General features: G+C 68.4%; 14 protein-coding genes. 9 read left to right on the top strand and 5 right to left on the bottom strand.

The window, feature by feature from the left end; all coding sequences use genetic code 11:
* Window positions 1-48 precede the first annotated feature (48 nt).
* Together JOD64_RS31420 and JOD64_RS31415 are read left to right on the top strand one after the other, a co-directional pair.
* A complete protein-coding gene (locus JOD64_RS31420) occupies window positions 49-915 on the top strand; it encodes an MOSC domain-containing protein (protein WP_307813852.1) in 867 nt (288 codons plus the stop codon).
* A gap of 147 nt (window positions 916-1,062) precedes the next feature.
* On the top strand, window positions 1,063-2,163 hold the full coding sequence (locus tag JOD64_RS31415) for a threonine aldolase family protein (protein WP_204945593.1): 1,101 nt from the start codon (window positions 1,063-1,065) through the stop codon (window positions 2,161-2,163).
* Between the two features lie 203 nt (window positions 2,164-2,366).
* On the opposite strand, the gene JOD64_RS31410 is transcribed toward JOD64_RS31415, so the two are convergent.
* Window positions 2,367-3,323: a helix-turn-helix transcriptional regulator gene (locus tag JOD64_RS31410; RefSeq protein ID WP_204945592.1), complete on the bottom strand. Its 957-nt coding sequence runs from the start codon at window positions 3,321-3,323 to the stop codon at window positions 2,367-2,369.
* A 91-nt stretch (window positions 3,324-3,414) separates the two neighbouring features.
* Here JOD64_RS31410 and JOD64_RS31405 point away from each other — a divergent pair, with 91 nt between their 5' ends.
* From JOD64_RS31405 to JOD64_RS31395, 3 genes are all read left to right on the top strand, one after another.
* On the top strand, window positions 3,415-4,404 hold the full coding sequence (locus JOD64_RS31405) for an MDR family NADP-dependent oxidoreductase (protein WP_204945591.1): 990 nt from the start codon (window positions 3,415-3,417) through the stop codon (window positions 4,402-4,404).
* A 150-nt stretch (window positions 4,405-4,554) separates the two neighbouring features.
* Window positions 4,555-5,235, top strand: coding sequence for an HAD family hydrolase (locus JOD64_RS31400; RefSeq protein WP_204945590.1), 681 nt, complete (start codon window positions 4,555-4,557; stop codon window positions 5,233-5,235).
* Window positions 5,235-5,726: an NUDIX domain-containing protein gene (locus JOD64_RS31395; protein WP_204945589.1), complete on the top strand. Its 492-nt coding sequence runs from the start codon at window positions 5,235-5,237 to the stop codon at window positions 5,724-5,726. Before JOD64_RS31400 ends, JOD64_RS31395 begins: the two co-directional genes overlap by 1 nt.
* Before the next feature lie 219 nt (window positions 5,727-5,945).
* Here JOD64_RS31395 and JOD64_RS31390 read toward each other — a convergent pair whose 3' ends face one another.
* Window positions 5,946-6,638 carry a carbon-nitrogen hydrolase family protein gene (locus JOD64_RS31390; protein ID WP_204946347.1) on the bottom strand — a complete coding sequence of 231 codons (693 nt, stop codon included), beginning with the start codon at window positions 6,636-6,638 and terminating at the stop codon, window positions 5,946-5,948.
* Window positions 6,639-6,943: 305 nt separating this feature from the next.
* Here JOD64_RS31390 and JOD64_RS31385 point away from each other — a divergent pair, with 305 nt between their 5' ends.
* Window positions 6,944-7,732: a phosphotransferase gene (locus tag JOD64_RS31385; protein ID WP_204945588.1), complete on the top strand. Its 789-nt coding sequence runs from the start codon at window positions 6,944-6,946 to the stop codon at window positions 7,730-7,732.
* Between the two features lie 131 nt (window positions 7,733-7,863).
* On the opposite strand, the gene JOD64_RS31380 is transcribed toward JOD64_RS31385, so the two are convergent.
* Together JOD64_RS31380 and JOD64_RS31375 are read right to left on the bottom strand one after the other, a co-directional pair.
* Window positions 7,864-8,337: a MerR family transcriptional regulator gene (locus JOD64_RS31380; RefSeq protein ID WP_204945587.1), complete on the bottom strand. Its 474-nt coding sequence runs from the start codon at window positions 8,335-8,337 to the stop codon at window positions 7,864-7,866.
* 19 nt (window positions 8,338-8,356) lie between these two features.
* Window positions 8,357-9,229, bottom strand: a complete 873-nt coding sequence (locus tag JOD64_RS31375; protein WP_204945586.1) for an SDR family NAD(P)-dependent oxidoreductase — start codon at window positions 9,227-9,229, stop codon at window positions 8,357-8,359.
* A gap of 356 nt (window positions 9,230-9,585) precedes the next feature.
* On the opposite strand from JOD64_RS31375, the gene rox reads away from it, so the two are divergent.
* On the top strand, window positions 9,586-11,010 hold the full coding sequence (rox, locus tag JOD64_RS31370; protein ID WP_204946346.1) for a rifampin monooxygenase: 1,425 nt from the start codon (window positions 9,586-9,588) through the stop codon (window positions 11,008-11,010).
* 130 nt (window positions 11,011-11,140) lie between these two features.
* On the opposite strand, the gene JOD64_RS31365 is transcribed toward rox, so the two are convergent.
* Window positions 11,141-11,596 (bottom strand): hypothetical protein, encoded by a 456-nt coding sequence (locus JOD64_RS31365; RefSeq protein WP_204945585.1) that lies wholly within the window; start codon window positions 11,594-11,596, stop codon window positions 11,141-11,143.
* A gap of 151 nt (window positions 11,597-11,747) precedes the next feature.
* On the opposite strand from JOD64_RS31365, the gene JOD64_RS31360 reads away from it, so the two are divergent.
* Both JOD64_RS31360 and JOD64_RS31355 read left to right on the top strand, forming a co-directional pair.
* Window positions 11,748-13,016 (top strand): sensor histidine kinase, encoded by a 1,269-nt coding sequence (locus JOD64_RS31360; protein WP_204945584.1) that lies wholly within the window; start codon window positions 11,748-11,750, stop codon window positions 13,014-13,016.
* Window positions 13,001-13,648 (top strand): response regulator transcription factor, encoded by a 648-nt coding sequence (locus JOD64_RS31355; protein WP_204945583.1) that lies wholly within the window; start codon window positions 13,001-13,003, stop codon window positions 13,646-13,648. The genes JOD64_RS31360 and JOD64_RS31355 overlap by 16 nt, the downstream gene beginning before the upstream one ends.
* Window positions 13,649-13,679 lie beyond the last annotated feature (31 nt).

The following is a 13,679-nucleotide window of genomic DNA, read 5'->3' as shown; positions in this document are numbered from 1 at the left end:
GAGGTCGAACCACACCACCCGCTCGGCGACATAGAGTGGACGTTCCTCGTGCCACCCGTCTCCGAGGTGTTACGGCAGTGGGGCAGCATGATCGTCATGCAGACGGTTGTCGCACTCCGGCGTTACCCGCTCAAGAGCGCCCGGGGTGAGGTTCTCAACGCGGCTGACGTCGAGCAGACCGGTCTGCGGGGCGACAGGATGTGGGCCTGTATCGACCGCCTCGACGGGACGGTCGGCAGCGCCAAACACCCAGGACGATGGGGGCGCCTGCTCGATGTCGGTACGAGCATGCGGGATGACGGCCCGGAGACGATGCTGACGCTGCATGTCGACGGCACATCGCTGCCAGCCGGAAGCGCCGCGGCAGATGCCGCACTCAGCAACCACCTGGGCCGCCCGGTGCGGCTGAGCCGCGAGTTGCCGCCCGACGCGAGACTGCACCGGACGTTGCCTGATGACGTCGGCATGGTGCCGGATTGGATGGGCGGTGCCCGGCCCGGTCAGGAAACCATCACGGCGATCGCGGGCGCGGGGCGGGTTGGCCGGTTCGTCGACTTCGGCGCCGTTCATATCGTGACCACCGGTGCGCTGTCTCTGCTGGGTGAGCGCATGGGAGGTGTCAGTGTGGCCGCGGCGCGGTTTCGCCCGAACCTGGTCATCGACGCACCGCGTGACCCCGAACCGGGGCAGGAACTACGCCTGGGCGATGTCGTGCTCCGGGTGCTCCTGCCCACTCCGAGGTGCGTTATCCCCGGACTCTCCCAGGCCGAACTGCCGGCCGACCTCTCGGTGCTGAGCGCCCTGGCCCGGTACTACCGCATCCCTGTGGCCGGGCTCGGGCGGGCAGCCTGCTTCGGGACCTACGCCGATGTCGTCCAGCCAGGCCGACTCCGACTGGGGCAGCTCGTTCGCTGAAGACCCGTAACTGGTCGCCGATGTCCTCTATTACACAGATGCGGTCGTCGTAGCGACCGCTCAGTGGCAACGTGACTGCGCGCCGCTGATCGCCTGCCGCCGGAAAACCGATTGGCCCCTGTTGCGCTGCGATGCGACGATCCGCCGATGTCCCACAACACCAGGCAGCGTCGGCTTGCCGCGCTGCGCGCCTGCGATCAGATCCTTTCCGGCATCCGGCCCGCGACCATGAGGGAGCGGCTCGCGGACCTGGACGCAGGCGGTGATCTGGACGGTCAGCCCGACTTCTACGGCGACGGTCCGGTGAACACGCTGGAAGAACGCGTGGCAGAACTACTGGGAACCGAGGCCGCCGTCTTCTTCCCCACCGGCACGATGGCCCAGCAGGTCGCGCTGCGCTATGGCGCTGACCGCACCGGGCACCCGACGGTGGCTCTCCACCCGCTCGGCCACCAGGAGGTGAACGAACGGCATGCCTACGCCCACCTGAGCGGCCTGCGCAGTACCTGGCTGACCACCGCGCCCCGCAACCCCACCGCCGAGGAGATCACCGCCCTCGCCGAACCCGTGAGCACCGTCGTCATCGAACTCCCCCTGCGCGACGCCGGCTTCGTCCTCCCCTCCTGGGACGAGCTCGCCGCCGCATCCGCAGCAGCGCGCGCCATCGGCGCCCGCGTACATTTCGACGGCGCCCGAATCTGGGAATCCACCCCACACCTGGCACACACCCTCAGCGAGATCGCCGACCTCGCCGACAGCACCTACGTCTCGTTCTATAAGACGATCGGCGGTATCAGCGGGGCGGCGCTCGCGGGCACCACGCAGCTCGCCTCCTACGCCCGCATCTGGAGGCACCGCTACGGCGGCGAGGTGTTTCAGCAGTGGCCAGCCGCTCTGACCGCACTCGCCGGCCTCGACAGGGAGCTGCCACGCATCCCCGAGTATGTGCGGCACGCGCGAACAGTCGCCGCGGCACTCACCGCGCTTCCCGGCGCGCGGGTGTATCCAGAACCTCCGCACACCCATCGATTCCGCCTCTGGCTGCCCCACCCGGCGCAGGCGCTCAACGACGCTACGCTGGCACTCGCCGAGGAGGAAAAGGTGTGGTTCGTCGCCGGATGGCAGGAAACAGGCGTGCCGGGTATGGCGATGACCGAGGTCACCGTCGCCGCACCCGCCCTCGAGTGGACAGCCGAGGACATCGCCGAGGTTGGTGAGCGCTTCCTCGGCCGCGTCGTCGACCACTGACCTTCAGGTGCCTGCCACAGCGGCGCTCGGCGAACTCACGCATCTGCGCTGCGGCCAACACGTCAATCACCGACCGGCAACCACTGGCGAAATTGGCCCCAGTAAGTCGTTGACGTCCCACCGAAGCTGTCGGCCAGGGCGCGGGTGTTCGCCACCGGGCAGGGCCGCAAGGCCGACGCCACCGACGCCCACAGCGAGGAAGGTCATGCGGGTGCGCGGATGGCCCGGATGAAGCGGGCGCCCCACTCCTGGACGTGCGCGGCGAACTCCGGCGGCCCCAGCACCTCGAACTCGGCACCCACGTTGCCCAGGGCCTGGGTCGGCCAGTCGAGAGAGGTCGAGGTCATGGTGAGACGGCAGCTGTCCTGATCGACCGCTTCGATCGTGCCCCAGCGGCCAACCACCTGCCGCACCCGCGCGGAGGCCGCGTGCACAAGGACCTCGACCGTGTACGGAGCCGGGGCCCCGCTCGCTGCCTGAACGAAGGCCACGGCGTCCTCGGCCGGGAGCAGGCGCGGCCGGAAACGCGTGCCGGTCGCCGTCGGCTCGGTCATCCGGTCGAGCCGGAAACTACGCCAGTCGTGCCGACCCAGGTCGTAGGCCACCAGGTACCAGCGTCCGCCGAGTGCGACGACGCGGTGCGGCTCGACGTCGCGCTCGCTGGGTGCGGAGCTCCTGGCCGTGTAGCCGAACCGCAGCCGCTCCTCGTCCCGGCAAGCCTGGGCGACCGCGGTGAGCAGCCCCGCCGCGACGACTGGCCCGGACACGACAGCGGAGAGGGTCACCGCCCGCAGGGCGTCCACCCTGGCCCGCAGCCGGGGCGGCAGGACCCGCACCACCTTGGTGAGTGCTCGCAGTGACGCCTCCTCCATACCCGCGATCCCACTCTGCGCCGCGTCGCCAACGCCCACCGCGAGGGCCACCGCCTCCTCGTCGTCCAGCAGCAGCGGCGGCAGGACGGCGCCGGGCGCGAGCTGGTAGCCGCCGTCGGTGCCTCGGGCCGCGCCAACCGGGTAGCCGAGCTCGCGCAGCCGCTCGACATCGCGGCGCAGCGTCCGCTCGGAAACCCCGAGCCGGTCGGCCAGTGCCAGACCCGACCAGTGCCGGTGGGTCTGCAGCAGCGAGAGCAGCCTGAGGGTCCGTGAGCTGGTGTTCGCCATGCTGACATCCTGCCTCGACTTCCGGTCAGGAACTGGCCGGAAGCCTCCTTAAAGTCGATCTCGACGGCCGCACCCGAGGTAAGGACAGAAATTGATCACCCGTGAGATTCAGCTGACTGCCCAGATCACCGGCACCCCCACGCTCGACCATTTCACCGCCGCCAAGACCGAGGTGGACGGCGAGGTCCTGGTACGCATCGACCAGATCGGGCTCGCCGCGACCTACCTGGAGTTGATGCGGGCCGATTGCACCATCCCGGTTCCGGCCTGGCAGCCGGGGCAGCGGGTAGGGGTGGCCGCCATCGGCACCGTCGTTCGATCCGACAGCCCCGAACTCGAGGTCGGCGACCTGGTCCAGTCGATGACCGGCTGGAGCGAGTACTCGGCCGGCCCGGCCGGCTCGTACGTCAAGCTCAATCGTGAGCTCTTCGCCGACCCCGGCTACTACCTCGGCCAGGGACCGACCGCCTACTACGGGATGGCCAAGGTAGCGGCCGTCGGCGAAGGCGACGTGGTGTTCGTCTCCGGCGCGGCGGGCGGAGTTGGCTCGCTGGCTGGACAGATCGCGAAGTGCCGTGGCGCCGCGCGGGTGATCGGCAGCGCCGGCAGCCCGGCGAAGGTCGACTACCTGGTGAACGAGCTCGGCTACGACGCCGCCTTCGACTACCACGACGGCTCGACGGCCGACCGGCTGCGGGAGCTCGCGCCCGAGGGCATCTCGGTCTTCTTCGACGTCGTGGGCGGCGAGCAGTACCAGGGCGCGATGCAGGCGGCCCGGCCCGGAGCGCGCTTCGCCCTCTGCGGCTCACTGTCCAGCCAGCTCGGTGACGCAGCGCAGCGCTTTCCGCAGCCCGATCGCTCGGCGGCCGAGGCCAGGGGCGTCGAGCTGCTGCCGTTCTCCTGCTACCACACGGCCGATCAGATCACGGCCTGGCGCGAGCACTTCAGCAGCTGGCTCGACCAGGGCCGCTTCGTCTACCCCCAGACCGTGATCGAAGGTGGGATCGAGGACGTGCCGCAGGCGTTCCTCTCCCTGCTACAGGGTTCCTACCGGGGGAATGTCTCAGTGCGGCTGTCGTGACCTAACTCTCCCGTCCTTAGCGTGACTTTTCGTTCCAGTCAAGGGCCTGTCTCATCGCTGGCGATGACTCATGCGACGTCCGGTAGGGCTCCGTGATCAAATGAGTTCTCGCCGCAGGTTGGCGGTGACGCAGAACGAGAGGGTGGGTGGATGGGTCTGGTGCTGCTGTTCGACGCCGACGACACCTTGTGGGAGAACAACGTCCGCTTCGATCGGGTAGTCGATGACTTCATCGCCTGGCTGGCTCATCCCACGCTGGATGATGCCTCGATCCGGGCGGTCCTGCGCGACGTGGAGGCGGCGAACACGGTGACGCACGGCTACGGCAGCCGGGTGTTCCTGCGTACCCTGCGGGACTGCTTCGAACGGTTGCACGCGAGGCCGGTCACGGACAAGGAGCGCCGGCAGATCGACGAGCTCGCAGCAGCGCTGGTGCAGCATCGCGTCGAGTTGGTTCCCGAAGTTGCTGAGACCTTGCAGGAACTCGGCCGCCGGCATGAGCTGGCACTGTTGACCAAGGGCGTGCCCGAGGAGCAGCAGGGCAAGCTCGACGCGTCCGGACTGGCCGGCCACTTCGGCAGCATCCACATCGTGGCCGAGAAGGATGTCGACACCTACCGCCAGTTGACTGCGCAGCTGGGGTTGAACCCCGAAACGACATGGATGATCGGTAACTCGCCGAAGTCCGACATCATCCCGGCCCGTCAGGCCGGCTGGAATGCCGTGTTCATCCCCAACGAGCACACCTGGGCACTCGAGCACGACGAACTCGACCCCAACGACAAGGTCCTGCAGCTACGTACATTCAACGACTTGCTGGAGCACTTCTGATGACCGAACAGAACGCGAAGGATCGCGCCCCGGCGGTCTCCTGCGTATTTGTCTGCCACGACGGCGCAGGACGAGTGCTGCTCGCCCGGCGCAGCTCCGGCGCCCGCGACGAGCCAGGGACCTGGGACACCGGCGCGGGAGCACTGGAGTTCGGTGAGACCTTTGAAGCCGCCGTCAGCCGGGAGGTCCGGGAGGAGTACTCCACACAGCCGCTCGACATCACCATCCTCGGTGTACGCAATGTGCTGCGCGACGACCCACCCTCGCACTGGGTCGCCGTGACCTTCGCCGTACGAGTCGACCCGACCACGGTCACTATCGGCGAACCGCACAAGTTCGACGAACTCGGCTGGTTCACCGCCGACGCCCTACCCGAACCGGCGCACTCCCAGTTACTGCCCACGCTGGCCTTGCTTTCCAACGGGTGGCACGGGCCCAGTCCACGAGTGATGCCCATCGAAAACCACCCGTATAGCGCAAAGCTTGCCTGACGCCGACGCGTCGCCGGCATCAGACTCCGAGAACACGAGCCTCTCGTCGCACCGTCGCACAGGGGACCGCGCCCACGCGTCGCTGCCAGCTACATGAGCATGCGTCGTCCGAGCTGACGTGCGGCATCCTCGACGGTGGCCGTCAGCCTGCCAGCAGAGTCCTTCAGCACTAGTTTCGGCAAGATCGTTGGTCACCAGGCCTGTAAGCCAAGTGGCATGTCAGGGCAAGTCGGTCACGACCACCTCACCCGGCGTGGCGCCGGCCTGTGCGATGACTGTACCGTCCGGCGCCCAAAACCCGGAGCCACCCGCAGTCAACAGCGGCCCGTCCGGCCCCGCGCCGCAGGACAGCACCACATGCATCCGGTGCGTAGTCGCACGCGCGTGCATCCGCGCATCGCGCGGGTCCGTAGGCGAGTTGAGGGTGCTCGCAACGTATACATCGGCGCCTGCCGTGACCGTCGCGGCCGCATGCTCGGCAAGCGAGGCGTCCCGGCAGATCGCCAGCCCGAGCCGTCGCCCGTCGAGGTCGAGCACGACGTGCTTGTCGCCCGGAGTAAACCGCTCGTCCTCCGGGGGGTGCAGATGGATCTTCCGATAGGCAACCGTCACGCTCTCGCCGTCGACCAGCAACGTCGCGATGTAGGCGTGGCCATCAGCATCAGCGAGCGGCGCGCCGACCAACGCGACCGCGTCGGCATCAGCGCACGCCGCCACGATCTGTACCAGCCGCGGATCGTCGCAAGTCAACGCTGGCGCGTCGAGGTTGTACCCCGTCAGCGACAACTCCGGGAACACCACCAGCCTCGCCCCTGCCGTACGCACGATCTTCGCATGAGTGGCCACGTTCGCGGCGACGTCGTACGCCACGACCGCAGGCTGAGCGACGGCGATGCGCAAGGCTTCCTCCACAAGCTGGCCGACCGGCAAGATTCAAATTTTAGACCACGTGCGTACGCAACCCCGGGGTCGCTTCGCTCACATCGACGCCCGGAGGGAGCCCGATCTCGTCAACGGGACCGGGTGGGAGCGGCGGCTGGAGACGGCTGTCCCGGGTACGCCGCGATGGCGCATCCACGTACCACCGCAACGAGCAGACGGACCCCGCGCTCCATGATCAATCTCAGCGTCAACGGCTGCACCGATGTTCCTCAGCCCCGTCTTACCAACCCCCGAGCACGTGGCTTTGCCGTCCCCACTCCCCCAGGATCTAGGGCATGAGCGACCACAGCGCGGACGCGGTTAGCGAGCAGGAGGAAGTGCTGGACGGGGGCAACATGGGGGGTGCGACGCGCGTCGGCGCCACTGTCCGGCGAGGTGGCGGTGCCTGGAGCCCGACGGTTCAGCGCCTGCTGGGACACCTTCGCGAGCGTGGCCTCACCTGGTCGCCGCAGCCGTTGGGAACCGATGAACACGGACGCGACACCGTCTCCTACCTGCCGGGTGTCGTGCCTCAGTACCCGCTACCAGACTGGATCTGGAGCCAGAGCGTTCTCACCGATGCCGGTGTCCACCTCGCGCAACTTCACGAGGCCAGCGCGAGCTTCGACACCACCGACGCTGTTTGGCAGTTTCCGGCGCGGCAGCCGGCTGAGGTCATCTGCCACAACGACTTCGCGCCGTACAACATGGTGTTCACCGACCGACGGCTCACGGGGGTCATCGACTGGGACACCGCGTCGCCCGGTCCCCGGTCATGGGACCTGGCCTATCTTGCCTATCGGCTGGTGCCGCTGGCGGATCCAGACAACCGTGACGCTGTCAACGGTGACCTGGACGAGCGGGCACGTCGCCTGCGCATGCTCTGCGATGCCTATGGCTCGGGGCTGGAACCGGCTCACATCCTCCAGGTCGCAATCCATCGACTACACGACCTCGCCGCCTTCACCAAAGCCCGGGCTGATCAAGGACAAGAGAACATTCGCAGTCACGTCGGGCTTTACCAACGCGACGCGGCGTGGATCACCGCGCACGCCGAGCACCTGAGCCGGGATGTCCAGGGCTAGGCCCGACGCTTGGATAGCTGTCCCAGCCCGCCAAATCTTTGATCTTGAGGTCAGGGGCGGGGACGCGGAACGGCCCGAGATCGAGCTGCTGAACAAACGCGCACATCAACCTCTTGGACGGCGGGCGGGCGTCAGCCTTCCGGGTGTCCGTCGTAGACGCGGATTTTGTACTCGGTGGTCTCCAACGCCAGGCCGAGCTCACGTATCTGCCGCGTGATTCGGTCTTGCTGGTCGAGCATGATGCGGCGGCGTTCCGGGATGGTGTTCGGGCCCTGCTCGACGAGCAGGATGTAGCGCTTGAGGTCGGTCATGGTCATGCCGGACAGGCGCATCCGGGTGAGGAAGACGAGGCGGCGCAGGTCGAACGCGGAGTACTCGCGGTACCCGGAGGCGTTGCGAGCGGGCCGAACGAGTCCCTCCTGCTCGTAGTACCGGAGGGTGTGCGTCGACAGGCCGACAAGCCGGGCTGCCTCGGCAACACTCTTGGGCGTTGCCGAGGCGTCGATCGTGGCGTCGTCGAGCAGCTCGTGCAGCGCATCGATCGCCGACGAGGATGGCCCGTCGCTGGCCGCGAGGATGCGTTCGATCAGCGCTTCAGTGGCCATGGCCCACAGCGTACGGCGGTCAGAACGCGCGCACGGCGGGCGGCATGCCTGGGAAGTCTGCCGACTCGCTCACAGACGCCCATTTCTCGACGTCGTCGAGCGCACCACGGTAGACGCGGGTGAGATTGCGAACGGCCTCGGCACCGAGCGGGAGCCGCAGCGGCGCGTCGGGGGTGTCGAGCATGTCGCGGATCACCCGGGCGGCGCGTGCCGGGTCGCCCTCCTGGATGCCGTCGGCCTCGGCCATGTTCGCGCGCACGGCACTGGTGGCCTCGTCGTAGATCGAACTCTGCTGCGCTGTGTTGAGCACGTCGGCGGCGTTGAACGCGGTGCGGAAGCGACTGGGCTCGACGATGAGGACGCAGATGCCGAACGGTGCGACCTCGCCCGCGAGTGCCTCCGACCAGCCCTCAAGCGCGAACTTGCCGGCTGAGTAGCTGCCGACGGCGGGAAACGACATCCGCCCGCCCTGACTGCTCATCTGCACGATCGCACCCGAGCGACGCCCCCGCAGGTGGGGCAGCACGGCACGCACATAGGCGGCCGGGCCGAACAGGTGCTGCTCGAGCATGGCCCGTAGCGCGGCATCGGTGATCTCTTCGGCGGCGCCGACCTGTCCGGCGCCGGCATTGTTGACGAGCACGTCGACGCGCCCGAAGACCTCCAGCGCCCGCTGCACGACCACGGCCGCTCCCGCCGTGTCGCGCACATCGTGCTCGATGGCGAGGAGCTGATCCCCGTACCGTGCCTTGAGCCCGTTGAACCGGTCGGCCCGTCGCGCCGTCCCGATCACATGCTCGCCGGCCGCGAGTGCCGCCTCGGCGAGCGCCAGGCCGAGGCCCGAACTCGCGCCCGTGACGATCCATGTCTTCGTCCCGTTCGTCGTGGTCATGGCCCCGACGCTAAAGCTTCGAGTGCGCTTGAAAGCAAACCGCACTCAGGCTCGGGAGGCGACGAGCGAGCTCTGCGGTTGGCCGGGCGGGGGCGGCTCGCCGACGTACAGAAAAGGGTTGGACGAGATGATGCGCGGGCTTGTAGCTTCCAGTTGGCCCTGACACCGCCCGAGGAGGTGAGACCCATGAACGTATCGATGTGGGTGCTCCCCCTCGCTGTCACGGTCGGGCGATCGACGTAGGTGTCGCCGGGAGCGCCTCGCCAACAAGGCACTCCCGAAAGGCAGCACCGATGCACTCTGAGCAGTTCACCGCCGAGCCGTCGCCGGCCTCCGGCACCGATCGCCCGCCCCTCATGTTCGACGTCATCATCGCCGGCTGCGGGCCGACCGGCGCGATGCTGGCCGCCGAACTGCGGCTGCACGACGTGCGGGTACTCGTCCTGGAGAAGGAAACCGAGCCCACGTCGTTCGTCCGCATAGTCGGCCTGCACATTCGCAGTCTCGAGCTGATGGCAATGCGCGGGCTCCTGGAGCGCATCCTCGAACGCGGACGGCAGCGTCCGGCCGGCGGCTTCTTCGCCGCCATCAACAAACCCGTGCCCAAGAGCCTGGATTCCGGGCACGCCTATCTGCTGGGCATCCCGCAGCCGGTCATCGTTCACCTCCTCGAAGAACGTGCGATCGAACTGGGTGCGCAGGTTCGGCGCGGGTGTGCGGTGGCCGGGCTCGCGCAGGACGACGACGGTGTGACCGTCGAGCTGGCCGACGGGGAACAGCTGCGTTCGCGTTATCTCGTCGGCTGTGACGGCGGGCGCAGCACGGTGCGCAAACTGCTCGGCGTCGGCTTCCCCGGCGAGCCCACGCGGGCCGAGACGCTGATGGGCGAGATGGAAGTGGGCGTGCCCCAGGAGGAGGTCGCCGCCAAGGTGACCGAAATCCGCGAGACCCACCACCGATTCTGGCTCCGACCCGCAGGCGTTGGGGTCTACAGCGTCGTGGTCCCCGCCGCGGGAGTCAGCGACCGCGCCCAACCGCCCACCCTCGACGATTTCAAACAACAGTTGCGCACCGTCGCCGGAACCGATTTCGGCGTGCACTCCCCTCGCTGGATGTCCCGCTTCGGGGATGCCACCCGGCTGGCCGAACGGTATCGGGTCGGACGGGTGCTACTGGCCGGAGATGCGGCACACATCCATCCACCCATCGGCGGACAGGGCCTCAACCTGGGCGTTCAGGACGCGTTCAACCTCGGCTGGAAACTGGCCGCACAGATCCGCGGTTGGGCGCCGGAACCACTCCTGGACACCTACCAGGCCGAACGTCGCCCGGTCGCCGAGGACGTGCTGGACAACACCCGCGCCCAGACGGAGTTGCTGTCCACCGGGCCAGGCCCGGAGGCCGTGCGTAGGCTGCTCACCGAACTGATGGACTTCGACGAGGTGAACCGCTATCTGATCGAGAAGATCACCGCGATCGGCATCCGCTACGACTTCGGCGCGGGCCCCGACCTGCTCGGTCGCCGCCTGCGTGACATCGACGTCAAACAGGGCCGCCTCTACGATCTGCTGCATCGCGGCCGCGGCCTGCTGCTGGACCGCACCGAACGCCTGACCGTCGGCGGCTGGTCAGACCGGGTCGATCACCTCGCCGATCCCACAGCGGCACTCGATGTTCCGTGCGTCCTGCTACGCCCCGACGGCCACGTCGCCTGGATCGGCGACGATCAGCAGGACCTGAACGACCACCTCTCCCGCTGGTTCGGCAAGCCCGCCAGCTGATCTGCGGCGCTGTCGGCCAGGATTTGAGCGTGACCGGCATTCTCGTCGGACATCCACCGCCCGCTGGTATGGCGAACACGGCCATGCCAGCGGGCGGAACTCGACCGCACCCTGGGGGCCGGATCTCGTGTCAGCGCAGCTCTGCCCGGCCCTGCTTGGGGAACGCGGCGCGCAGTGCGGGGCCGCGGGTGATGAACGCGATTCGGATGATGGGCAGCATGCAGACAACCTGCAGAACGGCGTACCACGGCGGGCAGATGCCCGGGATCCCGTCGACGCCGATGATCGCGATCGGCATGATGACGGTGAGGGCGGCCACTCGCTCGAAGGCCCGCCGGGACCCGCGGGAAGCGGAGACGGCAATCTGGTAGATCAGCGGAGCGGCTACCGGCAGGAGAACCGCTCGGACCCACATGAAGGTGTTCACCAGATGACCGCTGCTCGACACCGCGATGACGGCCAGAAGGGCGGCGGTGCTCAGCGTGGCGTAGACCGTGATGCTGCTCGTCACCGTGCGAATTGCTCTTCGGGTTTCGGGCCGGTCGAGGTAGGCGACTGCGGGCACGGTATTCGTGTTGGTCTGCATGGTCACCGACGCTACGAAGCGCTCGGCCGACCCGGTATCCGTCTGGACCCACAGCTGGGTGGGGACAGACCCACTCCCCGGCCGGCCAGGGCGGAAACGGGCTCCGCGCGGTGCACAGTGAGAGCACCGAACGGAGAGCGAAGGTAGAAACATGAGGCAGCTGGGTTCGTGGCTGGCGCGCGTCGGCGTGGGGTTCGTACGGGCGTGCGTCGTGACGGTCGTCAGTCTTCTGGTGCCGGCCGTATGGGCCGCCGCCGTGGCGCTGGGGATCTGGTGGGGGGCGGGCAACCCGTGGTCGTGGGTCGCGCCGTTCGTGCTGGTGTGCGTGGGCACGCTCGCCCTGTCCCGCCCGGTCTGCCGGATGGTCCGCTTCCTCGTCGCCAGGTGGACGACCAGCGTCATCCCCGCCGGATACCGGCAGGCACCGCCGGTGACGCAATTGTCCACCGGTTACTGGTGGAACGGCTTCAGCTACGAGCGCACCAGCCGCGACGCCCTCCTGGATCAGAGGTGGCGGGTTCGGTGGATAGACCCCGCCAACTGGCGTGACCTGCGGTTCACGGCGGTCGCGCCACTCACCGCGGGCGTGGTCGCGTCCCTGCCACCGGTGGGGGCAGCAGCGGCGGTGCTCGGGCTCAGCCAACCGGCGCCCTTCGCGCGCCTGGTCGGGGCGGTCGGCCTGGTCGTGGCCTTCACCACCGCCCCGTACGCCTGGCGGTTCGTCGAACCGGTGGCCGTCCGCTTCCTGCGCCCGACGCCCGCGATGGCGCTGGCGGATCGGGTGGACGAGCTGACCGCCCAGCGTGCCGACGCCACGGTCGCCCAGGCCGCCGAGATCCGCCGGATCGAGCGGGACCTGCACGACGGGGCGCAGGCCCGTCTGGTCTCCCTCGGGCTCTCCCTGGCGACCGCCGAGAAGCTGATGGAAACCAACCCTGCCCAGGCCAAGGCACTGATGAGGGAGGCGCGGGCCGGTGCCACCGCGTCGCTGACCGAGCTCCGCGACCTGGTCCGGGGCATCAACCCGCCGGTGCTGAACGACCGGGGGCTCGTTGACGCGGTTCGCGCTCTCGCCCTGGACAGCCCGCTCGAAACGGATGTCAGCGCCGACCTTCGGCTGCGCCTGGACCCGCCGATCGAGTCCGCACTCTACTTCGGAGTCGCCGAACTGCTGACCAACGCGGTCAAGCACGCCCAGGCGACCCGGGCACGGATCTCCATCGCCCGGGACACCACCACCACCACCACCATCGTCGTCGACGTCGAAGACGACGGTCGCGGCGGCGCCGGTGAGCGTGCCGACGGTGGTCTTGCGGGGCTACGCCGTCGCCTCACGGCCTTCGACGGCACCGTGGAGATCACCAGCCCGGCAGGTGGCCCGACCCGCGTGAGGATGATGGTGCCATGCGAATCGTTGTAGCCGAGGACCTCTACCTCCTGCGCGACGGCATGGTCCGCCTCCTCGAGGCGTACGGGCACGAGGTGGTGGCGACGGCAACCACCGGAGCCGAGACACTCCAGGCGCTGCTGAGGCATCGGCCGGATGTCGCGGTCGTCGACGTCCGCATGCCACCGACCCAGTCGGACGAGGGCCTGCGGGCGGCTCTCGCGGCCCGCCGCGAACTGCCCGGACTGCCCGTCCTGATCCTGTCCCAGTACGTCGAGCAGCTGTACGCCCGTGAACTTCTGGCCGACGGCTCCGGCGGCATCGGCTATTTCCTGAAAGACAGCGTGTTCGACGCCGACCAGTTCATCGACGCCCTGGAACGCGTCGCGGCCGGCGGCACCGCCATGGACCCGGCCGTCATCGCCAAACTGCTGTCCAGCGGGTCCTCGAACCGACGTCTCGAACGGCTCACCGAGCGCGAACGCTCCGTGCTCGGCCTCATGGCCGAAGGGCTGTCCAACCATGCCATCGGCCAACGGCTCTTCCTCAGCGACAGCGCCATCAGCAAGTACACCACCTCCCTGTTCGGCAAACTCGGCATCACCGACGACGACAACAACAATCGCCGCGTGCTTGCCGTCCTGGCCTACCTGAACAACCCCTGACCACACCACCGGCAGGGTCGAAGTGCCCTGT

Source organism: Micromonospora luteifusca (genome assembly GCF_016907275.1).
GTDB classification, from domain to species: domain Bacteria; phylum Actinomycetota; class Actinomycetes; order Mycobacteriales; family Micromonosporaceae; genus Micromonospora; species Micromonospora luteifusca.
The sequence above is the reverse complement of the archived record's forward strand: the minus strand, read 5'-3'. Positions and strand labels throughout refer to the sequence as shown.